This is a genomic window from Streptomyces sp. NPDC002853, assembly GCF_053591915.1.
This window is the reverse complement of the sequence record NZ_JBSFUS010000022.1, coordinates 66,302-91,230: the sequence shown is the minus strand read 5'-3', so window position 1 is coordinate 91,230 and position 24,929 is coordinate 66,302. Positions and strand designations below refer to the sequence as shown.

Below are 24,929 nucleotides of genomic sequence, written 5' to 3'. Positions count from 1 at the left end.
GTCCACTGCCGCTTTGCCCGGCCTTTGCGGTGGGTCATTGTTGCAGCACGAGGCGCTGGTGGTGAGTCAGGCCACCACAGTGGCACGGAAGACCGTGCCGACTCCGGACACTTCGGCCTTTTCGTCCGCGGGAACGAACACGGACTGGCCGGGCGTGAGTTCCCCGGCGTCGCCGACGCTCACGGCACCCGCGACGCAGAGCAGGATCTGCGGCGTCGCGGCCGTGAGGTCGTGCGGTGCCGCGGCGCCTTCGGGCAGGACGAAGCGGGAGAGGCGGAACTCGTCGATCGGGGTCTCGTAGACCTCTTCGCCGTCGGGCGATGCCTCGGGGCGCAGGATGCCGGGGGCGGTCGGCTCGAAGCGGACGATGCGCAGGAGTTCGGGGACGTCGACGTGCTTGGGGGTCAGGCCGCAGCGCAGCACGTTGTCCGAGTTCGCCATGATCTCGACGCCGAGGCCGTCGAGGTAGGCGTGCGGGACTCCGGCGCCGAGGAAGAGGGCCTCGCCGGGCTGCAGTCGGACGTGGTTGAGGAGCATCGCCGCGATGACGCCGGGGTCGCCGGGGTAGTGCCGCGCGATGCCCGCGTACGGGGCGTAGGGGCCGCCGAGCCGCTCGGCGGCGTCGGTGACCTCGGTGACGGTCGCCGCCATCTCGTCGGGGTCCGCAGTAAGTACTGCCGTCAGGACCTCGCGCAGGGCGCCGTCACCGGGCTTGGCGTGCAACAGGTCGACGTACGGCTTCAGGGAGTCGACGCCCAGACCGGCCAGCAGGTCGGCGGCTTCGACGGGGTCGCGGAAGCCGCAGAGGCCGTCGAACTCCGTGAGCGCGCAGATCAGTTCGGGCTTGTGGTTGGCGTCCTTGTAGTTGCGGTGCGGGGCGTTGATCGGGACGCCGCGCCGCTCCTCGTCCTCGTAACCCTCCCTCGCCTGCTCCAGGTCGGGGTGGACCTGGAGGGAGAGCGGGGCGCCCGCGGCGAGGAGCTTGAGGAGGAAGGGCAGGCGCGGGCCGAACCTGGCGACGGCCGCCCGGCCGAGCTCCTGCCCCGGGTTCTCGTCGATCACCTCGTCGAGAGGTCCGCGCCCGGTGCGCGAGGGCGCGCCGGGGTGGGCGCCCATCCACATCTCGGCCTGCGGTTCACCGGTCGGCTCGACGCCGATGAGCTCCGCGATGGCGGTGGCGGAACCCCAGGCGTAGGGGCGGATGGTGTTGGTGAGGCGGTCCACGGAGGGGTTCTCCCTTACGTACGTACGCGGTGCGGGCGAGGCGAAGCCATGCGGTGCGGTGCTGCGTCCCAGGTCATGGCCGGGCTGTGGTCATGATCGGCCCCTCGGGGCGAGCGCCAGGTAAACGGCGGCGAAATCCGTGACGGCGATCAGCTCCGCGAGCATCTCCAGTTCGTCGCCGTCCTCCGGTTCGAGCTCGCTGATCGCGATGTCGTGGCCGTGGGCGAGTTCGCGGGCAGTGGGCGCCGCACTGAGCCCTCCGGCGTCCACCGGGCGGTCGCGGAGCAGGACGACGCGGGCGCGCAGCTGCTGGGGTTCCTCGACGCGGTCACGGAAGAAGTCGTCGCCGTCGCCGTCGCCGCCCGAGGCGAGGTTGCCCGCGAGCAGGGCTCCGTGCGCGGGCATGGACTCGGGCAGCTCGCCCGCGACGGCGGGGTGCCCGGCGAGCTCGGCGAGGCCGGTGGCGAAACGGCGGCCCACGGGGCCCGCGAGTCCGCCCTCGGTCCAGATCACCGGGAGGGTCTCGTCGAGCTCCGCGGCGAGCGTCTTGGCGGGGTTGCCGTACGTCGCGACGACCGGGCCGCAGCGTTCGGCGACGTGATCGAGGCGGTCGGCGATCTTCTCCAGGGTCTCGGCCGGTGCGGTGATCAGGCCGGTGCGGTCCAGAAGGATGAGGAGCGGGGTGAGCAGGGCCCAGAGGGTGGCGGGGGCGGAGGCCGCGGCCTCGTCGTCCACGCGGCGTGCCTCGTACGCCTCGGAGGCGCGCTCTCCGTCGTGCGGGGTCTCGTACTCCCCGTACGGGGAGGTGGCCATCGGGACCGTGAGGCCGTGCGAGCCCTCGACGCCCTCCGCGAGCGGGGAGCGGGCGGGGGCGACGGCCACGACGGTGCAGCCGCGGCGGTAGGCCTGGCCCGCGAGGAGTTCGAGGCCTGGTTCCGTGCCGTCCGGGGTGGCGATGAGCAGCAGGTCCAGGGGGCCCGCCCAGCCGGGGAGCACCCAGCGCAGGGCGCCCGCGGCGGGGGCCACGCCGGTGGGGGCGAGGCGGATCACGGGGCAGCCGGCGCCCGCGAGGGTGCCGAGCAGATCCGCCACGCAGGTGGCGGCCGTGCCGGGCCCCGCGATCAGGATGGCGCGGGGGCGGCCGTCCGGCTTGAGCTGGGTGAGCCCGGCCTCCGTCGCGTGCCGCACCGCTGTGCGGACGCGGGCGCCCGCCTCCGCGGCGCCGCGGAGGAGGCCGCGGCGGTCGGCCACGGCGAGGGCCTCGGGAGCGTCCAGCAGCGATTCGTCGAGCATGGGGTCGGGCCTCCGATTCGCCGGGCGACGGGGCGGGGCGCCGCCGCTCGCACTACTTGTCGTTACGCGGGGCCTGGCGGGGCCTTGCGGGGCTCGGCCCCGGGCGGCCTTGCGGGGCCTTACGCGGGGCGGCGGGCCTCGTCGACGAGGAGTACGGGGATGCCGTCCCGGACGGGGTAGGCAAGGCCGCAGTCCTTCGCGGCTGCCGTGCAGACCAGCTCCGTGTCCGCCTCCTTGAGGGGGGCGTGGCAGGCCGGGCAGGCGAGGATCTCCAGGAGGCCGGCTTCGAGCGGCATGGGGTGGGTCCCTTCGAGCGGTGGGGCGAAGAATGTCGCCTGGTCAGCCTACCGCCGCCCGCCGGGCCGCCGCTGGCCCCGGGGCCTTGCGCGTGTGCCGCCGGAGCTCCGTGCCAGACCCTCGTGGGTGGGGCGAGGCTCGGTGCACGGGGCGTGGGGGGAGGCGTACCGGAACGCCTCCCCCGCACTTCAACTCCTCAGCCCCGGATGATTCCCAGGGCCTCGTCCCGGGTCCGCATCATCGTCGCCTCGTCGCGGGCCTCCACGTTCAGGCGCAGGAGGGGTTCCGTGTTGGAGGCCCGGACGTTGAACCACCAGTCCGTGGACGTCACCGTGAGGCCGTCCAGTTCGTCGAGGGTGACGCCCTCCTGTCCGGTGTACCTCGCCTTGATCGCGGCGAGGCGGGCCGTCTGGTCGTCGACCGTGGAGTTGATCTCGCCGGAGCCCGCATAGCGGTCGTACTGCGCGACGAGGGCCGACAGGGTGCCGTCCTGGCCGCCGAGTGCCGCGAGGACGTGGAGCGCGGCCAGCATGCCCGTGTCCGCGTTCCAGAAGTCGCGGAAGTAGTAGTGCGCCGAGTGCTCGCCGCCGAAGATCGCGCCCGTCTTGGCCATCTCCTCCTTGATGAAGGAGTGACCCACGCGGGTGCGGACCGGCGTGCCGCCGTTCTCCTTGACGACCTCGGGGACCGACCAGGAGGTGATGAGGTTGTGGATGACCGTGCCCTTGCCGCCGTTGCGCGCGAGCTCGCGCGAGGCGACCAGGGCGGTGATCGCCGACGGGGAGACAGGGGCGCCGTCCTGGTCGACGACGAAGCAGCGGTCCGCGTCGCCGTCGAAGGCGATGCCGAGGTCGGCGCCCTCCTCGCGCACCCGCTGCTGCAGGTCCACGATGTTCTTCGGGTCGAGGGGGTTGGCCTCGTGGTTCGGGAACGTGCCGTCGAGCTCGAAGTACATCGGTACGAGCGTGAGCGGCAGGCCCTCGAAGACCGTCGGGACGGTGTGCCCGCCCATGCCGTTGCCCGCGTCGACGACGACCTTGAGGGGGCGGATGGACGTCAGGTCCACCAGGCCGCGCAGGTGCGCCGCGTAGTCCTTGAGGGTGTCCCGCTCGGTGAGCGTGCCGGGGGTGGCCGCCGGCTCCGGGGCGCCGGTCCGCGACCAGTCCTCCACGAGGGCGCGGATGTCGGCGAGGCCGGTGTCCTGGCCGACGGGGGCCGCGCCCGCGCGGCACATCTTGATGCCGTTGTACTGCGCGGGGTTGTGGGAGGCCGTGAACATCGCGCCCGGCAGGTTCAGGGCACCCGACGCGTAGTAGAGCTGGTCCGTCGAGCAGAGGCCGATCTCGGTGACGTCGACGCCGAGGGCCGCGGCACCGCGCGCGAAGGCGCGGGAGAGGCCGGGCGACGACGGCCGCATGTCGTGCCCGGTCACGATCGCGTCCGCGCCCGTCACCTTCGCGAAGGCGGCGCCGAACAGCTCGGCCAGTGACTCGTCCCACTGGTCCGGGACCACCCCGCGCACGTCGTACGCCTTGACGATCTGGGACAGATCAGCAGTCACGGCCAACCCTCTCTGCAGGTTCTGCGAGTTCAGCGGTTTGGTTCAGCGGTTTCGGAAAGCACTCGGGCGAGTGCTCGCCGGTCACCCCAAACTACCCGCAACAACCGACAACCAGCTGTGAGCGGCGTCAAGCCTCCGTCAGCCGGACGTCAGACTCCGGTCACGGCAGCATCCAGCCGAGCACCACCGTGCTCTGCCCCACCACGATCAGGCACATCACCAGCAACAGGCCGAGGCTCCAGGGCAGCACCTTACGCAGCAGATCGCCCTCCTTGCCCGCGAGTCCGACCGCCGCGCACGCGATCGTCAGATTCTGCGGGGAGATCATCTTGCCGAGCACGCCGCCGGAACTGTTGGCCGCCGCGAGCAGTTCGGGCGAGAGCCCGGACTGCTGAGCCGCCGTCACCTGGAGCGCGCCGAAGAGCGCGTTGGCCGAGGTGTCCGAGCCGGAGACGGCGACGCCGAACCAGCCGAGCACCGGCGACAGGAAGGCGAGGCCCGCGCCCGCCGCCGCCACGAAGTGGCCGATGGTCGCGGCCTGCCCGGACAGGTTCATCACGTACGCGAGGGCGAGCACGGAGGTCACGGTGAGGATCGCGAACCGTAGTTCGTGCACGGTCGCGAGCCACTCCCGCACGGCCACGCGCGCGTGCACCCCGATGACGGCGGCCGTGCCCACACCGGCGAGCAGCACGAGTGTCCCGCCCGTCGCCACGAGCGGCAGCGAGAAGAGGTTGCCGCCCACCGGGTCCCCGCCGGGGTCGGCGACGTTCAGGAAGGGCCAGTCGAAGGTCTGTGTCGCCTTGGCAAGCAGGTCCTTGACCGGCGGGATCTGGGCGATCGAGAAGATGGCGACGATCAGGGCGTACGGGGCGTAGGCGCGCAGGATCTCGGGGCGCGGGTCGTCCTGGTCCAGGTCTTCGCTGCGTGCGCCGGTCAGGACGGCGACGCGTACGGGCTCCGCTGCGGGTTTGCGCGCGCCGGGCACCGCCATCAGCGCGCCCGCGCCGGCCAGCGCCGCCCCGATGTCGGCCAGTTGGGCGGAGACGTAGTTGGACGCGGCGAACTGCGCGGCGGCGAAGGCGAATCCGCACACCAGGGCGGGCATCCAGGTCTCGCGCAGACCGCGCCGCCCGTCCACCAGGAAGACCAGGAGCAGTGGCACGACCAGGGCGAGCAGCGGCGTCTGGCGGCCGACGACCGTGGCGACGGTGTCCAGCGGAAGCCCGGTGACCTGCGCGAGCGTCACCACGGGGGTGCCCATGGCGCCGAAGGCGACGGGCGCGGTGTTGGCCACCAGGGCGACGACGGCTGCCTTGACCGGGTCGAAGCCGAGCGCCACCAGCATCACCGCGGAGATCGCGACGGGCGCCCCGAAGCCGGCGAGCGCCTCCAGGAGCGCCCCGAAGCAGAAGGCCACGACGAGTGCCTGGATGCGCGGATCGTCCGAGAGCCGTCCGAAGGAGCGCCGCAGGATGTCGAAGTGCCGGGTGCGGACCGTCATCCGGTACACCCACAGGGCGTTGACGACGATCCACAGGATGGGGAAGAGCCCGAAGAGGGCACCCTGTGCGGCGCCGGACGCGGTCTGGCCGAGCGGCATCCCGTACGCGATCCAGGCGACGAGGACGGCGACGCCGAGGCCGATGAGGCCCGCGTGGTGGGCCTTCATGCGGACGGCGCCGAGCAGGACGAGCACGGTCAGGAGGGGCAGGGTCGCGACGAGGGCGGACAGGCCGAGCGAATCGGCCACGGGCTCCAGCTGCTGCACGTACACGGGCGGCTCCCTGGTTCCAGTTCCGTATTCCGCGATGCGGAACGTGATCTCTCACGGCTGGGGGAATGGTCGAGTCGTCGACATGGGCACGTCAATGGGTCGTACCGCAGAACTTGTTCAGCGATGAACGACAGAGGTCTCCGGAGAGGGGCGGTTCACCACGGAGTGCGGCGGTTCAGGAATCCGGCGAGCGCAGCACCCGCAGATGGCCGCGGCGCGCGACCTCCATCGGGTCCGCCCTGCGAGCTCCGCCTCCGGCCTCCGCGGCGCGCTCCTGCGGACGGGCCGCCTCGCGCACCGCGTTGGCGAGCGCTTCGAGGTCGTCACCGCTGGGGCGGGCAGGACCGGAGGAGTCGGCGAGCCGGACGACCTCCCAGCCGCGCGGCGCGGTGAGGCGCTCGGAGTGCTCGGCACAGAGGTCGTAGCAATGGGGTTCGGCGTAGGTGGCGAGGGGGCCGAGGACCGCGGTCGAGTCGGCGTAGACGTACGTCAGCGTCGCGACGGCGGGACGGCCGCAAGCGGTGCGCGAACAGCGACGTACAGGGCTCACGATGTTGGACGGTACCGCACTCTTGAGCGGGCCGCGACGACTCTCCGCGAGGTCACCCCACCGTGTCGTGCCGTGACCCCCGCCACCGCACGCTCCCGCGGCGCCTCGCTGACCTGCGGTGACGCAAGGGGCCCGAGGGACCGGTGGTGTTGAATCCGGTCACTACTTGGCGCAAATACCGTCATTCATCGCGAGGTCGACGGTCCCGGAGAGATACGGAATCGGGCCCAACCCTGGCCGGAATGGTCATCGGGCGACATGCGGCGCGCCGGACGGAAGCCGCACGAAAGCCGCGCGGAATCCGCACGAATGCGGCACGCAAGCAGTACGGGCGCCGTACGGAAGCCCGGTGGAAGCTGTGCGGAAACGCCGATCTCGAGGACTACTCTTCGTCAGTGATGGACGACCCCGTACAGCCCCGCACCGCAGACCCGAGGCCCCGCCGCCGCGACCGCCACGGCAGGGGCATGCGCGGACCCGTGGCGCCGCCCCAGGTGCCGCTGTCCGCCAGCCGCGCCGAGGTCTTCACCGACCTGGTGCAGGACTCCGTGGAACGCCTGGAAAGGCGATGGCCGCAGCTGAGCGAGATCGACTTCCTGGTGCTCGAGGTTCCCGCGCTCGGGCGTGGCGGGGGCGCGGACGAGGACGACTGGAGCGATGACGTCGTGCCGCTGGGCGGCACGATCGAGGCCGCCGGTGACCGTCCCGCGCGGGTGGTCATCTACCGGCGTCCGGTGGAGATCCGCACCAAGGGGCGGGACGAGCGGGCCGCGCTCGTCCACGAAGTGGTGGTCGAGCAGGTCGCCGAGCTCCTCGGGCTCTCACCCGAGTCGGTCGACCCGCGCTACGGGGAAGACTGAGCGCGGCAGCCGCGTCCGCAGCACCTTTGCTTGCGCAGCACCGCTACGTCCGCAGCACCGCTACTTCTGCAGCACCTTCAGGTCCTGTTCCGCCCGAGGCACCGACACCATCCCCCTGTCGTCCGGCAGGGTCTGGACGGTGAACATCGGGACGCCGTCCTCCGGGTCCTCCAGCATCCGGGAGGCATGGACCTCACCCCCCGACACCGGTTCCACCGTGAGCGCGTACGTGCCCTTGAGGCCGCTCGGGACGGGCGCCTTGATCCCCAGCGTCGTGCCGCCCTTGACCGTGTACGTCTTGGTCGTCGGTGAGCCGCCCTCGCTGCCCTCCGACGCCGTGACCCTCACCTTGCCGGTCTCGCCGGGGGCCACGAGCGACAGCGTGGAGCCCTTGGCCCGGTTGTCGGCCACCGTCGCGCGCTTGCCGATGGAGTTCGTCGCGGGGATGAACGCCGTCTCCTGGTCGGCGCCCTTGCCCCGGGTGACGCGCAGGGCCGCCACCACGGGCGCCGCCTCTTCCGTCGGCGTCAGGATCAGCGAGCCCGCCTCGCCCTTGGTGACGTCGCCGAGGTCCACGGCCGTCGTCATGCCGGACTTCACGTGCAGGTTCGCGTGCCCGGCCGGGCTGATCGAACCGGTGGGCGAGGCCAGTTGCACCTTCAGGTCGGCGTCGTCGGCGCCGGGGGCGAAGGCGACCAGGCGTACCGAAGTGGCGTCCTTGGGGATGCCGGGCAGGACCAGGCGGCCGGCGGGGTCGGCTGCCGCGGGCAGCCAGTCGCCGCCGAGCTTGTCGTCCGACGACTGCACGGCGGCCGCGACCCGGCCGCTGCGCGCGGTCACGTGCATCGTGAGGTTGGTCTGTTCCTGGGCCGCGAGCGTGGACAGCAGGACCGGGACGCTGGAGTGCGGCTGGACCTGGATCGCCTCGCCCACCTCGGTCTTGAGGGCGCCGTCCTTGCCGTACAGCTCGATGTCGACGACGGCCGCCGAGTCGTCCGGGTTGGTCAGGTGGACGTAGTCACTGCGGTCCTTGGCGGTGCTCGCGCCCGGGAACCAGAAGTCCGTGTCGGGCGCCGTGCAGTTGGTGCCCTGGATGCCGCGGCCGCTGCCCACCGCGTACTTGGTGGTCTGCTGGACGGTCCAGCCGGGGGCCTGCCGGCCGTCCGCGGTGCCCAGGAGCGCGGGCGACTCGCCCCCGGACTCCTCGCCGGTGACCGGCTTGCCCGGTGCCTTCGAGGTCAGGAAGGGCTTGTCGTCCTTCTTCTGTTCTTTTCCGGCCTCGTCCTCAGGTGTGACCTTCAACGCCCTGGTGGCGGGCAGCAGTTCGGCCTTCCCCGTCTTGCCGGAGCCCTCGCCCTTGGGCGTGAACGCCGTGTACGAGGTCTCGGCGAGGTCGGAGGCGCTGGGCACCGGGCAGAGCAGGCTGGTGCGCTCCACGGGCAGTCGCGCGGCCGCCTTCGCGCCGTCGTCACCGCTGCCGTCCGGCGCGTTGGCCACGGCGAACCCGGTGACCGCGGCGAGCGCGGCCACGGCGGCGATCAGGGACTGGGTCGTGCGGTTCACTGCTGGCTCCCGTCGGGGCGCTCACTGTCGGTGCCGTGCGGCGGCTGCGGGGGCTGGGGCGGCATCGGGGGCTGCTGTCCGTACGCGGCGTCGTACGACTGCCCGTACTGCTCGCCGCCGCCCTGGCCGCCCTGTGCGCCTCCGTAGGCGTACGGGTCGTACTGGCCGCCCTGGTAGGGGTCCTGGTACGCGGTCTGGTCGTACGAACCCGCGGGGTACTGCGCGTCCTGGTACTGCTGCTCGCCCTGATACGTGCCGTAGTCGGCGGGGGCGGGGGCCTGCCACTCGTCGTGCGACGGCGACTGCTGCTGGGGCACCGCGGCGTAGGCGCCTTCCTCCTCCGGAGGCAGAGGCGGGGTGGCGGCGTCGTCCTGCCCGGCGCCTCCTTGCGCGGCGTCCTGCTCGGCCTGCGCGGCCCGCAGCCTGCGGGCCCTGCGCCCCTCGCCCTCGACCGGCTCGGCCGGAACGACGGGCTCATCGGGGAGGTCGTCGTCCACGTCGCGGCGGCGGCCGGGAAGGGCGAGGACCACCAGGACCAGGGCGAGCGCGCCCTGGGCCCACAGCCATCCCGTGTGCCCCACGGGAGTCGCGTGCGTGACGTCCAGGCGGCCGCCCGATGCGGGCAGTTCGAAGCCCTGCGCCCAGCCGTCCAGCGTGGTCGGGGTCAGCGTGCGGCCGTCCAGGGTCGCCGTCCAGCCCGCGTCTACGGCGTCGGCGAGCCGCAGGGTGCGGCCCTCGTCGCCGGCCGGGATGTTCGTGTGCAGCTCCACGGGGCCCGCGGCCACCGGCAGGGGGTCGCCGGACGCGGGGACGATCGCGGCGCGCGCGACCTGCCGGTCCACGCGCCACAGGGCGCTGCCGTCCTCCTGGCTGAGCCGGGTCAGGCCGGGGGTGGCGTCCAGGGTGCGGCTCATCTGGCGGGGCGCGCCGTCGCGTACGAGGACGTAGCGCACGGCGAAGCCGCCGAGCTGGTCGGCCTGGTCGGCGCCGGAGCCCGCGAGGAGCCGGGCGACGATCTTGTCCAGGTGCCCGTTCGAGCCGCTCGCGTCGGCGAGTTCGGCGTCACCGAGGCGGGCGCCCGAGCCGCGGACGAGGGAGTACGACACCTGGGCGGCCGATTCGCTGTCCAGGACGAGCGTGCGGGCCTGGTCCTGCGTGCCGCTCTCCTCTGCGACGAACGCGGGCACCTGGACCGGGTCACGCCGCTCCAGGGGGCCGTCGGCGCCACGGATCATCCACCCGGCGGCGACGAGCAGCGGCCCTGCTGCCGCCGCGAAGGCGATGAGGACGGCGACCGGCTGACGCCAGCCGAAGCTCTGCTCGGCGACACGCGTGCGTGCACCGTCGGCACCGAGCGCGGCGGCGGCGAGGAGCGCGATGCCGTACCCGAGGGTCGCGGGGCCCGCCCACGCCGAGCTGTTCGAGAGCGCGGCGAAGACCAGGGAGACCAGCGCGGTGATCCAGGCGGTGCGGACGGCGAGCTGCCGCTCCGTACGCAGGAGCGCGGCCAGGGCGGCGAGCACGATGCCGATGAGCAGCAGCCCGTCCACCGTGCCGGGACCGCCGGGGCTGCCCCCGAGCAGGTCGAGCCCGGTCGCGGAGCCGGTGCCGAATTCGAGTCCCGCCTCACCGAAGAAGCCGAAGGGCAGCAGCGAGATCGACCAGGGCGCGAGGATCAGGAGCGGGGTGCCGAGTGCGGCGAGGAAGCGCAGGCCGTACGCCGTGATGTCTCGCCTGCGCACCACGAGGAGCGCGAGGCCGAGCACCAGGGCGATCGGCCACACGATGGGCGTGAAGGCGGTGGTGATCGTCAGGAGCAGCGCGAACGCCCACGAGGCGCGCCAGCTTCCGCGCGTGCCCTTCGGGGAGGTCAGTCCACTCGCCGCGATGCCCGCGCGCGCCATGAGCGGCAGCAGGATCGCGAGGACCGCGGTGCCGATGCGCCCGCCCGCGAGCGCGCCCGTGGCGGCCGGCAGGAAGGCGTACGCGACCGAGGCCCAGGCGCGCAGCAGGCGCGACTCGACCAGTGGCCGTGAGGCGAAGTAGGCGGCGAAGCCGGCCAGCGGCACCGAGCCCACCAGGAGCACCGTGACCGCGAGCCCGGTGGACCCGAACAGCAGGCTGCTGAGCCCCGCGAGGAGCGCGAGGTAGGGCGGCGCCGATTGCGTGCCGCCGGTGCCGACCGGGTGCCAGGCGTCGAGATACCGCGCCCAGAGGGCCGATGAGTCGCCGGGGGCGGGCAGCAGCGCGCCGCCCGCGAGCGCACCGCTGCCGAGCAGTTCGCGGCAGGCGATGAGCGAGGCGAACAGGAGCACCACGAAGAGCATCGGTCCCGGCTTGCGGGCCAGGCGCTTGAGGCGGGCGAACTGTTCGACCTGGAGGAAGTCCGCGTCGTCCCCGCCGGGGCCGGTCTCGACGGCCCCGTGCCGCCCCGCGCCGGTGACGGCCTCGGGGTCGGAGCGGCCGACGATGCTGCCCGCCACCTGTTCGACGGTGGCGCGGACGGTGGCGCCCGGCGGCGGGAAGAGCGGCCGCATCTCGGATGCTTCGAGCGCCGATGTGCCGCGCTCCTTGCGGGCGCTGACGATCCGTCCGGGCCGCAGCAGTGTCCCCAGGAGACCGGCGACCTCGTCGACCGCCTGGCCCGGGACCTTGCCGACCAGATACGCCACGGTGCGCAGCAGGGTGCCGAGGACGAGCCGGAAGAGCACCCAGGGCAGCACGGCCGTACGGGCGTTGACGAGCAGGGTGTAGGCGGCGCCCGCCTTGTCCACGCGGTGCGGCGACGTCGACGTGCGCCCGACGCAGTCGACGGTGCGGCGCTCGCGCGAGGAGGCCTCGGCGTGCCGGACGACGGCTTCGGGGGCGATGAGGACGCGGTGACCCGCGTTCTGGGCGCGCCAGCACAGGTCGACGTCGTCCCGCATGAGCGGCAGGCGCCGGTCGAAGCCGCCGAGTTCGTCGAAGACGTCCCGCCGGATCAGCATGCCCGCGGTGGACACCGAGAGCACGGGCCGTACGTGGTCGTGCTGGCCCTGGTCCTGTTCGCGGCGGTCGATGCCGGTCCAGCGGCGGCCGCTGTTGGCGATGGAGACGCCGACCTCGAGGAGCTGGCGGCGGTCGTACCAGCCGCGCAGTTTGGGGCCGACGATCGCGACGTCCTTGCCGACCTCGCGTTCGTTCTCCACGACGCGGAGCAGTTCGGTGAGGGCGCCGGGCTCGGGCGCGCAGTCGTCGTGCAGCAGCCACAGCCACTGTTCGGGTTCGCCGTGGGGCAGTTCGGGGAGGTCGTAGGCGTCGTCGCGCCAGGATCGGCTGACCGGGTCCCAGCCGCTGGGACGCTTCAGGTAGGGCAGCTCTTCCGGGGTCAGCACGCCGGCGGTGCGGTTCGCCTCGTCGACGGCGGTGCCGAAGCCGGAGCGCCGGGCCAGGTGCAGGACGCGGTCGGGGCCGAGCGCCTCGGTGACCAGGCGGGCGGAGTCGTCCGCGCTGCCGGTGTCCGCGGCCACGGCGTTCTGCACCGGGCGCTCCTGGCCGAGCAGGCCGGCGAGGGCGTCGGGCAGCCAGCGGGCGCCGTCGTGGGAGACGATCACGGCGGTGACTACGTGCCGCGGGAACTCAGGAGCGGCAGCGGCGTCGTGGTGACTGGCTGCCGAATGGCTGTGCACGGACATCGAGGTACGGGCCCCGGTTCGATGGACTGCGGTGGACGCCTGCGCTTCATGGGGGCGCCGGGGCGTCTCGGACGGGGCCCCACACTAACGGCTGGCATCACAACAGCCCGCCGCCTGTGGATAACCCACGGGCGACGGGCTGTTCCTTACGTAGGGGTGTGTGCCGTTTGGTCGGGCGGATCCAGCTGGTGTTCAGACGGCGGCCTTCTTCAGACGGCGGCGTTCCCGCTCCGAAAGGCCGCCCCAGATTCCGAACCGCTCGTCGTTCGCCAGTGCGTACTCAAGGCATTCCGAGCGAACCTCACAGGCGAGGCAGACCTTCTTGGCCTCTCGCGTGGAGCCGCCCTTCTCGGGGAAGAAGGACTCGGGATCGGTCTGGGCGCACAGCGCGCGCTCCTGCCAGCCGAGTTCCTCGTCCGCGTCCTCGACCAGCAGTTCCTGAACCAGCTCGGTCATGTGCGCCCCTCGTCTGTCTGTGCGTCCCCGTGGTGCTTGCCGTTACCGATTTCGGCTGAACGACACGAGTGAAATTACAAGTGTGCCGATCCGGGCCAGTCAAGCCGAGATCTGCTATTGGGCCCCTTATTCACCCTGCGGAACCAAGGTAATGCGGAAAGTGTTCAAATCGGCATAAACCCCGTCACTTGCCGGTGGCCCATCCCGAGGCGCCCCGCGACCGCCTTCACCAGGGAAGGACGTCGCGGGGAACGATCCCGTTGCGACCGGTCCACCGAAGCGAAGGGGATCACATTCGGGTCACGGGAGCATGCCGGGGTTTACGCGCCGGCTGAAGCGCGATGTGACCCTGGGTGTCCCGTAAACCGGATGCACAAACCTTTCACCTGACAGAACAACCGGATGAGGTGAAACATATCCCACATACCGGACATAGAGTTGACAGGGAAGGTGTGAGCCGCTGTCCTAGTGGGCATGCTCGCAAACTTGGCACTCCCGACGACCCGCACCCGCGGGCTCCTCGGCGCTGCCCACGCGCGCTGTCTCTGTTCCTGTTCCAGCTGTTGAGCCATCCCGCTTCCAGCTGTTGAGCCCGCTCCGGCGCTTTCATCGCCCGAGCCGCCTCCGCTTCATCGCCTCACCCCTCCCTCGCGACACCCCAGCACTCACACGTTGAGGAACCACCGCACCATGAACAGCGACAGCGACCTCCAGATCGCCGGCGACATCCTCGAAGTCACCCACCTCCTGCAGCCCGCCCGCGAGCACCCGGCCACCGTGGCCGAGTTCGTCGGCCTGGCCCGCACCATCGCGGCCGACCGCGCCCAGTGGTCCCACCTCGTCGAGTACGACGCGACGAGCCGCTGGTACCACCGCCTGCGCACCGGGCCCGGTTACGAGGTCTGGCTGCTCTCCTGGGTCCCCGGACAGGGCAGCGGGACGCACGACCACGGCCGCTCCTCCGGCGTACTCACGGTCCTGGAGGGCGAACTGACGGAGCGTACGGAGCGCGGGCAGCGCGCGCTCGGCGCCGGGTCCCAGCGCGTGTTCGCGCCCGGGTACGTCCACGACGTCGTCAACGACTCCCTGGAACCGGCCGTCAGCCTGCACATCTACTGTCCCGGCCTGACCGACATGCCGATGCACGCGGCGCAGTGCGGCGTGCGGGCCACCGCTCCGGCGGCCGGAGATGTCGTAACCGCCTGACGCGCTGTCGTACCCGCCTGACATGCTTGGCCCCATGCGCATTGTGGTCCTGGCCGGCGGTATCGGCGGCGCCCGTTTCCTCCGCGGGCTCAAGAAAACCGCGCCTGACGCGGACATCACCGTCATCGGCAACACCGGTGACGACATTCACCTGTTCGGGCTGAAGGTCTGCCCCGACCTCGACACCGTGATGTACACGCTCGGCGGCGGCATCAACGAAGAGCAGGGCTGGGGGCGTACGGACGAGACGTTCAAGGTCAAGGAAGAGCTCGCGGCGTACGGCGTCGGGCCCGAGTGGTTCGGGCTCGGCGACCGGGACTTCGCCACGCACATCGTGCGGACCCAGATGCTGGCCGCCGGATTCCCGCTCAGCGCGGTGACCCAGGCGCTGTGCGAGCGGTGGCAGCCCGGCGTGCGGCTCATCCCGATGTCGGACGACCGCGTCGAGACGCATGTCGCCGTCACCGTCGACGGCGAGCAGAAGGCCGTGCACTTCCAGGAGTACTGGGTGCGGCTTCGGGCGTCCGTGGACGCGCACGCCGTCGTGCCGGTCGGCGCGGACCAGGCCAAGCCCGCGCCCGGCGTCCTCGAGGCGATCGCCGAGGCGGACGTCGTGCTCTTCCCGCCGTCCAACCCCGTGGTGAGCGTCGGGACGATCCTCGCAGTGCCGGGGATCCGCGAGGCCATCGCCGACGCGGGCGTGCCCGTCGTCGGGCTCTCCCCCATCGTCGGGGACGCGCCCGTGCGGGGCATGGCCGACAAGGTGCTCGCGGCGGTGGGCGTGGCGTCGAACGCCGCCGCGGTCGCCGAGCACTACGGGAGCGGGCTGCTCGACGGCTGGCTCGTCGACACCGTGGACGCCGGGGTCGTGGAACGGGTCGAGTCGGCGGGCATCCGGTGCCGGGCGATCCCGCTGATGATGAGCGACGACGACGCGACCGCCGAGATGGCGCGTGCGGCGCTCGCCCTCGCGGAGGAGGTGCGGGCGTGACGTCCTTCGTGGCCGGGGCCTCGCCGTCGTTCCGGGTCTGGGCCGTGCCCGGACTGCCCGAGGTGCGGCACGGGGACGACCTCGCCAAGCTGATCGCCGCGGCCGAGCCGGGCCTCGCCGACGGGGACGTGCTCCTCGTCACCTCGAAGATCGTCAGCAAGGCCGAGGGGCGGATCGTCGGGGCGAGTGACCGCGAGGCGGCCATCGACTCCGAGACCGTACGGGTGGTGGCGCGGCGCGGGACCCTGCGCATCGTCGAGAACCGGCAGGGCCTCGTGATGGCCGCCGCCGGTGTCGACGCCTCCAACACGCCCGCCGGGACCGTGCTGTTGCTGCCCGAGGACGCCGATGCCTCGGCGCGTGCGGTGCGGGACGGGCTGCGGGACGCGCTGGGCGTGGACGTCGGCGTCGTGGTCACCGACACCTTCGGGCGCCCCTGGCGCAACGGCCTGACGGACGTCGCCATCGGGGCGGCGGGCGTGCGGGTCCTCGACGATCTGCGGGGCGGCGTCGACGCGTACGGCAATCCGCTGAGCGCGACGGTCGTCGCCACCGCGGACGAGCTGGCCGCCGCGGGCGATCTGGTCAAGGGGAAGGCCGGCGGGCTGCCGGTCGCGGTGGTCCGCGGGCTGCCGCACGTCGTCGGGGAGACCGGTGAGGGGGCTCGCGCCATGGTGCGGTCCTCGCGTGACGACATGTTCCGGCTCGGTACGTCCGAGGCCGTGCGGGAAGCGGTGACGCAGCGGCGGACCGTGCGGGAGTTCACCGACGAGCCGGTGGACCCCGGGGCCGTGCGGCGGGCGGTGGCGGCCGCGGTGACGGCGCCGGCGCCGCATCACACGACGCCGTGGCGGTTCGTCCTCCTGGAGTCCGAGGACTCCAGGGTGCGGCTGCTCGACGCGATGCGGGACGCCTGGGTCGCGGACCTTGAGCGGGACGGGAAGTCTTCGGAGTCCATTGCCAAGCGGGTGCGTCGGGGAGATGTGCTGCGCAGGGCGCCGTACTTGGTGGTGCCCTGTCTGGTGATGGACGGCTCGCACACGTACGGGGACGAGCGGCGGGACGCGGCCGAGCGGGAGATGTTCGTGGTCGCGGCCGGGGCCGGGGTGCAGAACTTCCTCGTGGCCCTTGCCGGGGAGCGTCTTGGCTCCGCGTGGGTCTCGTCGACGATGTTCTGCCGGGATGTCGTACGGGACGTTCTCGGGCTTCCGGAGTCGTGGGATCCGATGGGGGCGGTGGCCATCGGGCACGGGGCGGTCGAGCCGGGCGCTCGGGCCGCGCGGGACCCGGAGGACTTTGTCGCCGTACGGTGACTCGCCCCTGGGCGGGGGGCTGTCGGCTCTTTCTTCGGCTGCGGGCTCGTGGGGGCTTGTCGCGCAGTTCCCCGCGCCCCTACAGGGCTTGTGCGGTTTCCCGGGACCCCCTGCGGCTTGGTGCCGTTACAGCTTGCCGATGTCCGTTTTTGGCATTTTTGGTTTTCTGCGGGACGGGGTGCGGCCGCTCAGGAGGATGAGGCGGGCCGCTCGGTGGCGTTGGCCTTCGTAGGGGGTCAAGAGGCGCAGCATCTCCTCGTCGTCCGCCTCGCGGTTGTCCGCCAGTGCGTGGCCGACGATGCCCGGCAGGTGGAGGTCGCCGACCGTCACCGCGTCCGGGGCGCCGTTGCTGCGCTGGACCGTCTCCGCCGAGGTCCACGGTCCGATGCCCGGGATCAGTTCCAGGCGGGCCTGGGCCTTGAGCGGCTCCATCGCCGCCGCCTCCTCCAGGCGCGCGGCCACGCGCGCCGCCCGCAGGATCGTCGAGGCGCGCTTGTCGTCCACGCCCGCCTTGTGCCACTCCCAGGACGGGATCAGGGTCCAGGTCCTCGGGGCCGGCATGACGTACATGCGCAGCTGCTCGGGGACCGGGCCGGGGGCCGGTTCGCCGTATTTGCGGACCAGGAGGCGCCAGGCGCGGTACGCCTCGTCCGTCGTGACCTTCTGCTCCAGGATCGACGGGATCAGGGACTCCATGACCAGGCCCGTGCGGAGCAGGCGGAGGCCGGGGCGGCGATGCTCCGTCGCCGCGAGGAGGCGGTGCCGGGGCACGAAAGCCTCCGGGGCATCCGACTCGCCGAGCAGCTCCGGGAGTTGGTCCAGGAGCCAGGTCGCTCCCGGGCCCCAGGCTTCGGCCTCCACCGTCTCCTTACGGAGGGTCACTCTGAGCGTGCCGGGGCCCTCCGGGGTGCGGCTTGCCCGCCAGGCCTCGCCGGCCGGCGTCGTACGGAACGTGGGGTCCGCGGGGCCCCTGCGCAGGGGCCCCACGGTCAGGCCCAGGTTCAGGGGGTAGGGCGGGGTCCAGGTGCGGGTTCCGGCCGCCGTCGCCAGGCGGGGTGTGCGGCCCCGGGGGATCGCCGTTTCGCCGCCGCGCACTGTGGTGCGGGTGGGGGTGGTGCGGGGGGCGAAACGGGATGACATCTGTACGAGGGTAGGGCCTTTTATTTCCCCAACCCCGCCCCTTCCCGAAAACCCGCTGGCGCGGGAGCCGCGCGTTCCGTCATCACCGGCTCCGCCGAGTTCGTCCTCAAACGCCGGACGGGCTGAAGGACCACCGGACGGGCTGCGAAGAGCGAAACTCCTCTACTGGTCCGACGAGAACCTGACCGACCCCGCCGGCAGCCCCGCCCCGCACCACACCCGAACGCCGTCGCGCAGTTCGTTGTCGGCGCCGACGTCCGCGCCGTCGCCGATCACCGCGCCCGCGAGGACCGTGCGGGCGCCCACCCTCGCGCCGGCTCCGACCAGCGAGTCCGTGACGACCGCGTTCGGTTCGATGACCGCGCCCGCCAGGATTGTGCTGCCGTCCACGCGTGCGCCCTCGCCGATCACCGCGTGCTCGCCGACCACCGTGCCGCCGGTGAGCTTCGCGTCCGGGGCGACCGTGGCGGTCGGCAGGACCAGGCGGTCGCCGCATCGGCCGGGAATCGCGGGGGACGGGGCGCGGCCGAGCACCAGGTCGGCCGAGCCGCGTACGAAGGCCTGGGGCGTGCCCAGGTCGAGCCAGTACGTCGAGTCGACCATGCCCTGGAGGTGGGCCCCGGAGGCGAGCAGGTCGGGGAACGTCTCGCGCTCGACCGACACGGGGCGGCCCACCGGGATGGTGTCGATGACCGAGCGGCGGAACACGTACGCGCCCGCGTTGATCTGGTCGGTGACGATCTCCTCGGGGGTCTGCGGCTTCTCCAGGAAGGCCTGCACCCTGCCCGTCGCGTCCGTCGGCACGAGGCCGTACGCACGGGGGTCCGTGACCTTCGTGAGGTGCAGGGAGACGTCCGCCCCCGACTCCTCGTGCGTGGCGACCAGGGCGCGGATGTCCAGGCCCGTGAGGATGTCGCCGTTGAAGATCAGGACCGGCTCGTCGGGTTCCGAGCGCAGGCGCGACGCCACGTTGCGGATCGCGCCGCCCGTGCCGAGGGGCTCGGTCTCCGTGACGTACTCGATGTGGAGGCCGAGGGCCGAGCCGTCCCCGAAGTACGGCTCGAAGACCTCGGCGAGGTACGAGGTCGCCAGGACGATGTGCTCCACGCCCGCCGCGCGGGCGCGCGCGAGCTGGTGGGTGAGGAACGGGACGCCCGCCGCCGGGACCATCGGCTTGGGCGTGTGCACCGTGAGCGGACGAAGCCGGGTGCCCTTGCCGCCGACCAGGAGGATCGCTTCTGTCACCTGTCGTCTCTGCTTCCTGCTGGGGCCGGCCGAACTTGAGTCACGGCCGGCCAGTGTATGCAGATGGCTTTGCAGATCGTGCAGTGCGCTGTGCGGGTCGTGCGGTGTGCTTCGTGGTACGGGTGCGGACTCAGCGGCCCTGGTAGCGGGCCGAGGTGGAGCGGGCCTTGCCCAGCTTCTGATAGAGGCGGCTGCCGGGGCACTCCGTGGCGAAGCCGTCACGGTGCCCGGAGATCACATGGAGCCGGACGTTCCTGCCCTTCTTGTACAGATTCCCTCCCCCGGACCTCAGGTATGTCTTTCCGCGCGGGTTCGCGCCGTACAGGCCGAGCTTCCACGCGGTCAGCCGGGCGATGGCCTTGACCGAGGCCGCGGGCGGCCTGGCGGACCCGAAGCTGCCGATGACGGCGATGCCCATGCTGTTGCTGTTGAAACCGAGAGTGTGGGCCCCGAGGACGGGCTTGGCCACACCTCCGGCACGTCCTTCGTAGATGTTTCCGCACTTGTCGACCGCGAAGTTGTAGCCGATGTCACGCCAGCCGCTGCTCTTGACGTGGTAGCGGTAGATGCTGCGCAGCACGGATCCGGCCTGTGAGCAGCGGTAGTTGTTGCCGGACGCGCTGTGGTGCACGAAGGCGGCCTTGACGGTCTTCGTGTACGCGAAGTTCTTCTCGCGGAGCCTCTCGTTCGCGCCCCAGCCCTTGCGCGTGGTGATCCGTGGCCGCGGCCCCACGTAGGGCCTGGCCTGGCCCGCGGCTTCCTCCCCGCCGCGTGCCGCGATGAGGTCGGATTCCGTCTCCTTCTTGCCGAGCGCCGGGATGACGTCGGCGCCGAGCGGGGCGAGGTCGGCGTTGACCGCGGAGGAGGCGGCGGTCTCGGCGGTCAGGACCGTGGAGCCGGTGCCCTTGGGTGCCGGGCCCTGTGGGGGCGGCTCGGCTCCGGGGTCGACGAGTTCGAGACGCAGGCCCGTCGGCAGGGCCTGTGCCACGGAGGACTGTGCGGCGCCGCGGTGCCGCGCCGCCTCGCCCCGCACCCGGATCTCGACGCCGTCCGAGTCGCCGACCCACAGCGGTGCCGTGGAGCCGCGGACGCGGCCCGAGGTCCGCTCCGGGTCGCCGATGTCGGCGGCGTGCTCGTGGTTGTGCGTCTCCACGGGCTGCCAGCCGGACCAGGTGCTGGTGCCGCTGGCCCGGGTGCGGACCTGGACGCTGCCGTGCAGTTCGTCGTCCGGGTCGTCCCAGACGACGCCCACCAGGGAGAAGGGGCGGACCTCGCGCTGGAGCAGGCCCTGTTCGACGGAGGCTCCGCCGCCTGCCGAGCGGTCGGAGCCGAGTGGGGTGAGCGGGAGTGACTGGGTGCTGCCCGGCACCGATTCCGCGGAGGGCCCGGCGGGCGACTCCGCGGCCGGGGTCGCGGCGCGGGCGCCGGACGACGGCAGGGTCAGGGGGAGGGCCAGGGCGGCCGCGCACGTGACGCCGATCGAGGAAGCTAGAAATCCACGCATACAACTGATAGTTGGCATAGCGGGACAGATCTGTCCATTGGGGAATTGACGGTCCGTCTGTTCATGTCCGCCGAACCGGTGGCCGCCGCTCCCCCGCCGCACCCGGGCCACCAGGGCACGCGCGTACCCTTGCGCCCGTGAACGCCACCGACCGCACCCCTGCCGACCTGCTGCGATCCGCGCTCGCCGCGGACCCGGGCCGCCCGCTCATCACCTTCTACGACGACGCCACGGGCGAGCGCGTCGAATTGTCCGTGGCCACCTTCGCCAATTGGGTGGCCAAGACCGCCAACCTGCTCCAGGACGATCTCGCCGCCCAGCCCGGCGACCGGCTCGCCCTGCTGCTGCCCGCGCACTGGCAGACGGCCGTGTGGCTGCTCGCCTGCTCGTCCGTCGGCGTCGTCGCGGACGTGGGCGGCGACCCCGCCGGCGCCGACCTCGTCGTCAGCGGGCCCGACTCCCTGGACGCGGCGCGTGTCTGCTCCGGGGAACGGGTCGCGCTCGCGCTCCGGCCGCTCGGCGGTCGCTTCCCGCAGCCCCCCGAGGGCTTCGTGGACTACGCGGTCGAGGTGCCGAGCCAGGGCGACCGCTTCGTGCCGTACGCGCCCGTGGACCCGGCGGAGACCGCCCTCGCCGTCGGCGGGGCCGGTGAGCTGACGGGTGCGGAGCTGGTGGAGCGGGCCCGCGCCGACGCCTCCGCGCAGGGCCTCACGCCCGGCTCGCGGCTCCTCTCCGGGCTCTCGTACGACACCTGGGAGGGCCTCAGCTCCGGTCTGTACGCCCCGCTGGCGGCGGGCGGGTCCGTGGTGCTCTGCCGCCACCTCGACCAGCTCGCGCAGGCGGGTCTGGCGAAGCGGATCGAGGACGAGCGGGTCACGGCCACCGCCAAGTAGCCCACCTTGCCGGGCGCCCCTCCCCCTCCCCCGTTCGGCCCACCCGCGCCCCTGGCCCGCAGGCCACCGGCGTCACGTCGGTCCATGGTCATAAGAGCGCACCATGCACCGACGTCGCGATGAGGGGTGGCCGTACACGTGTCCGACACCGCAGGCATGCCCGCCGGACCGGAGCGCCCGGACGCGGACGGCGGCCCGCCTGAGCCCTCGGCCACGTACGCACCCGGCGCGGGCTCCAGCCCGACGGGTGAGGGCGTCGCCCGGCGCAGGCGGCGCTGGCTGCGCTGGACGGCCGTGGGGGCCGCCGGGCTCGTCCTGGCGGCCGGGGGTGCGGGCTGGGCGGTCTACAAGAAGCTCGACGGCAACATCACCAAGGACACCGACGCCGCGGCGGAGCTCGCCCGCTACGAGAAGGAGCGCCCGACGGCGCTGGTGAACGGCGCGCAGAACATTCTCCTGATCGGTTCGGACACCCGCTCCGGACGCGGCAACAAGAAGTACGGCCGCGATCCGGGCACCCAGCGCTCGGACACCACGATCCTGCTGCACCTCGCGGCCGACCGGCGCAGCGCGACCGCGGTGTCGATCCCGCGGGACGTGATGGTGGACATCCCCCGCTGCCGCAAGAGCGACGGTTCGCGGACGCGGGCCCAGTTCGCCCAGTTCAACTGGGCCTTCGAGTTCGGCGGAACGGCCTGCACCATCCGTACGGTCGAGAAGATGACGAAGATCCGCGTCGACCACCACATGGTGGTGGACTTCGCCGGGTTCAAGGACATGGTCGACGCGGTCGACGGCGTACAGGTCTGCCTCAAGGCGCCGATCAACGACCGCGACGCCCATCTGAAGATCGCCGCGGGAAGGCAGACCCTCAACGGCGAGCAGGCACTCGGCTACGTGCGCGCCCGCAAGAGCATCGGCAACGGCAGCGACACCGACCGGATGGACCGCCAGCAGCAGTTCCTCGCGGCACTCGTCAACAAGGTGCAGAGCAATGACGTCCTGCTCAATCCCGCGAAGCTCTATCCGGTTCTCGACGCGGCCACTTCCTCGCTGACGACGGACCCGCAACTCGCGAGTTTGCGTGGTTTGTACGAACTGGTGCGCGGCATGCGCAACATCCCCACAGAACAGGTGCAGTTCCTCACGGTGCCCCGGCGGTCGTATGTCTACGACGCCAATCGGGACGAACTCGTCGAGCCGGCGGCGGACGAACTCTTCACCCGACTCCGAACGGACGCACCCCTCCAAGTGACTCGCGAGGAGCCCGCGGACGACCCCCGCGGCGAGCAGGCGGCCGACCCTTCCCGGACGCCGAGCCCCGCCCCCACTTTCCGCGGCAACACGGCAGCCGGAACGACCTGCGAGTAAACACATCCTCAAACGCAAGACCGCCCCCGCAAAGAAATGGGGCGGATTGCCCAGTTGTAGGGGAGTGGAATTTGTCACCGGCGTCGTTCGACGCCGAACTGGCCGGATAGTGTGAGCGATCCGGTGCGCCTGGCCCTTCGTGACCGCGCACCGCTGGACGACTGACCGAGCGCCTTTCTTGAGGGGGGAATGGCGCCGCGTGGCCCCGACGGAGGACGCAGACAACCGTGGACGCGCAAGGCCGTGGGCGGGCGGAGAACATCGACCCCGCAGACCAGTGGGTGCTCAACCCGAACACCGGCGATTACGAACTGCGACTGAGCCCTTCCGCTGGGCAGTCGGCAGTGCCTGGACCGCGCAAGTCACCGCGGTCCTCGACCCGCCAGGGAACGCGCGGCCGCGATGGCCGACGCGACGAGCGCCGTGACGAGCAGCGGGACGTGCCGCCGCAGCGCAGGAGGCGGGCACCGCAGCCGGAGCCCGCGAGCGGGCGGCGCAAGCAGAAGCCGAAGAAGTCCAAGGGCAAGAAGGCCCTGATGTGGACGGGCGGATCGCTCGCCTTCGTCCTGGTCGCGGTGGGTGTCGGCGGGTATGTCTACTACCAGCACCTCAACGACAACATCAACTCGATCAATGACGACGGCGCGAGCACCGGCGGCTTCAGCAAGGACCGTGCCATCAACATCCTGGTGATGGGCACGGACAAGCGCAGCGGCGAGGGCAACGAGAAGTACGGCGACAAGGGAAGCGTCGGCCACGCCGACACGACGATCCTGCTGCACGTCTCCAAGGACCGCACGAACGCCACCGCGTTGAGCATCCCGCGCGACATGATCACGGACATCCCGGACTGCCCGACCACCATGGAGGACGGCAGCAAGAAGACCATCCCCGGCTCGCAGGGCGCCCGCTTCAACGAGAGCCTCGGTCAGAGCGAACGCACGCCCAGCTGCACCATGCGTACGGTCACGAAGATCACCGGGATAGTGCCGGACCACTTCATGGTGGCCGACTTCAACGCGGTCAAGACGCTCTCCAGCGCGGTCGGCGGCGTCGACGTATGTCTGGCCAAGGACATCGACGACCCGGACTCGCACCTGAAGCTGCCCGCGGGCAAGCACACCATCGAGGGCGAGGAGGCGCTGGCGTTCGTCCGCACGCGCCACTCCGTGGGCACCGGCGGCGACTTGAGCCGCATCGAGCTGCAACAGCAGTTCCTCAGCTCGCTGATGCGCAAGCTCAAGTCCAACGACACGCTGACCAGCCCGTCGAAGATGATAAAGCTGGCCGAAGCGGGCACCGAGGCGCTCACCGTCGACTCCAGGATCGCGGACATCATGAAGCTCCGTGACCTGGGCATGGAGCTCGGCAAGCTCGACATGAAGAACCTCAGCTTCGCGACCGTGCCCGTGGTCGACAACCCGGCGGAGAAGGTCCACACGACCGTCGTCGTGAACGAGGCCAAGGCCGACCCGCTGTTCGCCATGATGCGCGCGGACGAATCGCTGACCGCGGTGAAGAAGAAGGAAAAGAAGGAGAAGGCGGAGGTCGCCGCCCGGCTCAAGGGCAGCAAGTCCGCCGCCTCCGATGTGCGGGTCAACATCTACAACGGCAGCGGTAAGACCGGCGCCGCTCAGGCAACTCTCACGTACTTGCAGAACACTGAGGGCATGTCCAAGGCCAGCCAGCTCGGCAACGCGCCGTCCGACCTCAAGAAGACGACGCTGGAGTACGCGCCCGACCAGGCCGACCAGGCCCGGCGGCTCGCCGACGTCATGGGGCTTTCCGGCTCCGCGATGAAGCCCGGGAAGAGCGAGAAGAACTCGCAGGGGCTCCCGGCCATCAAGCTGACGCTCGGCAGCGACTTCAAGGGGGCGGGAGTGCCGATCAGTGCCCCGTCGAAGGCGCCGGAGGGCATTCAGAAGGTCGAAGCGGACAAGACTGTGTGCGCCAAGTGACCTGAAGCGGCCATTCTGCGTCTCACAAGGCGCAGGATGGCCGTATTTCGGGG

19 protein-coding genes are annotated in these 24,929 nt (G+C 71.9%); 7 read left to right on the top strand and 12 right to left on the bottom strand.

Features of this window, described 5'->3' with window-relative positions; translation table 11 throughout:
* Nucleotides 1-66: 66 nt before the first annotated feature.
* The 6 genes from manA to ACWD02_RS40800 all read right to left on the bottom strand — a co-directional run bounded on the left by manA (nt 67) and on the right by ACWD02_RS40800 (nt 6,705).
* Nucleotides 67-1,224, bottom strand: coding sequence for a mannose-6-phosphate isomerase, class I (manA, locus tag ACWD02_RS40825; RefSeq protein WP_451221390.1), 1,158 nt, complete (start codon nt 1,222-1,224; stop codon nt 67-69).
* A gap of 90 nt (nt 1,225-1,314) precedes the next feature.
* Nucleotides 1,315-2,517 carry an SIS domain-containing protein gene (locus ACWD02_RS40820; RefSeq protein ID WP_451221387.1) on the bottom strand — a complete coding sequence of 401 codons (1,203 nt, stop codon included), beginning with the start codon at nt 2,515-2,517 and terminating at the stop codon, nt 1,315-1,317.
* A 119-nt stretch (nt 2,518-2,636) separates the two neighbouring features.
* Entirely contained in the window at nt 2,637-2,813 is a 177-nt protein-coding gene (locus tag ACWD02_RS40815) for a Trm112 family protein (RefSeq protein ID WP_160505390.1), read from the bottom strand.
* A gap of 197 nt (nt 2,814-3,010) precedes the next feature.
* Nucleotides 3,011-4,375, bottom strand: a complete 1,365-nt coding sequence (locus tag ACWD02_RS40810) for a phosphomannomutase/phosphoglucomutase (protein WP_451221384.1) — start codon at nt 4,373-4,375, stop codon at nt 3,011-3,013.
* A 160-nt stretch (nt 4,376-4,535) separates the two neighbouring features.
* Complete coding sequence (locus ACWD02_RS40805; protein WP_451221381.1) at nt 4,536-6,152, bottom strand: L-lactate permease; 1,617 nt, start codon at nt 6,150-6,152, stop codon at nt 4,536-4,538.
* Nucleotides 6,153-6,327: 175 nt separating this feature from the next.
* Nucleotides 6,328-6,705, bottom strand: a complete 378-nt coding sequence (locus ACWD02_RS40800) for a DUF3499 domain-containing protein (RefSeq protein ID WP_363211956.1) — start codon at nt 6,703-6,705, stop codon at nt 6,328-6,330.
* A gap of 395 nt (nt 6,706-7,100) precedes the next feature.
* Between ACWD02_RS40800 and ACWD02_RS40795 the strand changes: the two genes are divergently transcribed.
* Nucleotides 7,101-7,562, top strand: a complete 462-nt coding sequence (locus ACWD02_RS40795) for a metallopeptidase family protein (RefSeq protein ID WP_451221379.1) — start codon at nt 7,101-7,103, stop codon at nt 7,560-7,562.
* 60 nt (nt 7,563-7,622) lie between these two features.
* On the opposite strand, the gene ACWD02_RS40790 is transcribed toward ACWD02_RS40795, so the two are convergent.
* The 3 genes from ACWD02_RS40790 to ACWD02_RS40780 form a co-directional block, all read right to left on the bottom strand.
* Nucleotides 7,623-9,125 (bottom strand): DUF5719 family protein, encoded by a 1,503-nt coding sequence (locus tag ACWD02_RS40790; protein WP_451221376.1) that lies wholly within the window; start codon nt 9,123-9,125, stop codon nt 7,623-7,625.
* Entirely contained in the window at nt 9,122-12,799 is a 3,678-nt protein-coding gene (locus tag ACWD02_RS40785) for a glycosyltransferase (RefSeq protein WP_451221373.1), read from the bottom strand. The genes ACWD02_RS40790 and ACWD02_RS40785 overlap by 4 nt, the downstream gene beginning before the upstream one ends.
* Nucleotides 12,800-12,991: 192 nt before the next feature.
* Complete coding sequence (locus tag ACWD02_RS40780; protein ID WP_016642094.1) at nt 12,992-13,255, bottom strand: WhiB family transcriptional regulator; 264 nt, start codon at nt 13,253-13,255, stop codon at nt 12,992-12,994.
* 690 nt (nt 13,256-13,945) lie between these two features.
* Between ACWD02_RS40780 and ACWD02_RS40775 the strand changes: the two genes are divergently transcribed.
* Genes ACWD02_RS40775 through ACWD02_RS40765 form a run of 3 tightly spaced genes read left to right on the top strand, consistent with a single transcriptional unit; the run spans nt 13,946 to nt 16,765 of the window.
* Nucleotides 13,946-14,461 (top strand): cysteine dioxygenase, encoded by a 516-nt coding sequence (locus tag ACWD02_RS40775; protein ID WP_451221370.1) that lies wholly within the window; start codon nt 13,946-13,948, stop codon nt 14,459-14,461.
* A gap of 34 nt (nt 14,462-14,495) precedes the next feature.
* Entirely contained in the window at nt 14,496-15,452 is a 957-nt protein-coding gene (cofD, locus tag ACWD02_RS40770; protein WP_451221367.1) for a 2-phospho-L-lactate transferase, read from the top strand.
* Nucleotides 15,449-16,765, top strand: a complete 1,317-nt coding sequence (locus tag ACWD02_RS40765) for a coenzyme F420-0:L-glutamate ligase (RefSeq protein ID WP_451221364.1) — start codon at nt 15,449-15,451, stop codon at nt 16,763-16,765. The genes cofD and ACWD02_RS40765 overlap by 4 nt, the downstream gene beginning before the upstream one ends.
* A gap of 126 nt (nt 16,766-16,891) precedes the next feature.
* On the opposite strand, the gene ACWD02_RS40760 is transcribed toward ACWD02_RS40765, so the two are convergent.
* From ACWD02_RS40760 to ACWD02_RS40750, 3 genes are all read right to left on the bottom strand, one after another.
* Nucleotides 16,892-17,905: a DNA-3-methyladenine glycosylase family protein gene (locus ACWD02_RS40760; protein WP_451221361.1), complete on the bottom strand. Its 1,014-nt coding sequence runs from the start codon at nt 17,903-17,905 to the stop codon at nt 16,892-16,894.
* A 162-nt stretch (nt 17,906-18,067) separates the two neighbouring features.
* Nucleotides 18,068-19,150 (bottom strand): sugar phosphate nucleotidyltransferase, encoded by a 1,083-nt coding sequence (locus ACWD02_RS40755; protein ID WP_451221358.1) that lies wholly within the window; start codon nt 19,148-19,150, stop codon nt 18,068-18,070.
* A gap of 130 nt (nt 19,151-19,280) precedes the next feature.
* The gene (locus ACWD02_RS40750) at nt 19,281-20,654 is read right to left on the bottom strand and encodes a peptidoglycan recognition protein family protein (RefSeq protein WP_451221356.1); all 1,374 of its coding nucleotides are present in this window, start codon (nt 20,652-20,654) and stop codon (nt 19,281-19,283) included.
* 137 nt (nt 20,655-20,791) lie between these two features.
* Here ACWD02_RS40750 and ACWD02_RS40745 point away from each other — a divergent pair, with 137 nt between their 5' ends.
* From ACWD02_RS40745 to ACWD02_RS40735, 3 genes are all read left to right on the top strand, one after another.
* A complete protein-coding gene (locus tag ACWD02_RS40745; RefSeq protein WP_451221353.1) occupies nt 20,792-21,547 on the top strand; it encodes a TIGR03089 family protein in 756 nt (251 codons plus the stop codon).
* Nucleotides 21,548-21,685: 138 nt separating this feature from the next.
* Nucleotides 21,686-22,918 (top strand): LCP family protein, encoded by a 1,233-nt coding sequence (locus ACWD02_RS40740; RefSeq protein ID WP_451221350.1) that lies wholly within the window; start codon nt 21,686-21,688, stop codon nt 22,916-22,918.
* Between the two features lie 227 nt (nt 22,919-23,145).
* Nucleotides 23,146-24,876: an LCP family protein gene (locus ACWD02_RS40735; protein ID WP_451221347.1), complete on the top strand. Its 1,731-nt coding sequence runs from the start codon at nt 23,146-23,148 to the stop codon at nt 24,874-24,876.
* Nucleotides 24,877-24,929 lie beyond the last annotated feature (53 nt).